This is a genomic window from Acinetobacter sp. MF4640, assembly GCF_002018895.1.
Classification (GTDB): Bacteria; Pseudomonadota; Gammaproteobacteria; order Pseudomonadales; family Moraxellaceae; genus Acinetobacter; species Acinetobacter johnsonii.
In genome coordinates this window covers 1-621 of the sequence record NZ_MVOM01000151.1, presented here as the reverse complement: position 1 = coordinate 621, position 621 = coordinate 1, and the positions used below count along the sequence as shown (strand labels likewise).

1 pseudogene is annotated in these 621 nt (G+C 35.1%); it reads left to right on the top strand.

From position 1 onward, the window contains the following. Positions 1-71 precede the first annotated feature (71 nt). A pseudogene (locus MF4640_RS18860) lies at positions 72-621 on the top strand (IS4-like element ISAba1 family transposase); the annotation flags it as partial.

Below are 621 nucleotides of genomic sequence, written 5' to 3'. Positions count from 1 at the left end.
CTCTGTACACGACAAAAATAGATAACTCATTGAAATAATGTCACAATAATTGTTTTCTAACGACGAATACTATGACACATCTCAATGAGTTATATCTTATCTTAAACAAATCTCTAAAATGGAACAAGTCACATTTAAAGTGCTTTGCGCTCATCATGCTTGTGATCATTTTAAAGCAAACATGTAATCTTTCTTCTGCATCTAAAGCCTTGCCCATCAAGTGCTTACCACAATCATTTTATCGACGTATGCAGCGCTTCTTTGCAGGTCAGTATTTTGATTATCGTCAAATTTCTCAGTTGATTTTCAATATGTTTTCATTCGACCAAGTGCAACTGACTTTAGATAGAACCAATTGGAAATGGGGAAAACGAAATATTAATATCCTGATGCTCGCGATCGTTTATCGTGGAATAGCGATACCTATCGTTTGGACATTACTTAATAAACGTGGAAATTCAGATACAAAAGAGCGTATTGCTTTGATTCAACGCTTTATCTCCATTTTTGGTAAAGACCGTATTGTGAATGTGTTCGCAGACAGAGAGTTTATCGGTGAGCAGTGGTTTACATGGTTAATTGAACAAGACATCAACTTCTGCATTCGTGTTAAAAAAACTT